The 272-nt window shown below is 51.1% G+C and carries 1 pseudogene; it reads left to right on the top strand.

Annotated features, from left to right (window positions below):
* Positions 1-272: pseudogene (locus tag KVT27_RS24675) on the top strand (AAA family ATPase); the annotation flags it as partial.

Here is a 272-nt window from a genome sequence, read left to right as displayed (position 1 = left end):
CTGCGCTGTATGACCGTTTTCTGTTCCGGTTTGAAGTCGAATATGTGAAGCAAATCGCCAGCTTCGAGCTGATGTTCCAAGCGCCGAATACGCCCGTACCCGCCTTGCTGTCAACCGAGAACATTCGGCAGATCAACAGTCAAGCGGCGGATGTCGAGCTGCCGGACGCGTTAATCTATATGCTGTTCCAGCTCAAAACTGCCCTGCAGGAGAAAGAATATACTATCTCCGACAGACGCTGGCATAAGATCGGACACACATGGAGAATTTCT

It is taken from the genome of Lysinibacillus sp. GbtcB16, assembly GCF_019091145.1.
Classification (GTDB): domain Bacteria; phylum Bacillota; class Bacilli; order Bacillales_A; family Planococcaceae; genus Lysinibacillus; species Lysinibacillus fusiformis.
The sequence above is the reverse complement of the archived record's forward strand: the minus strand, read 5'-3'. Positions and strand labels throughout refer to the sequence as shown.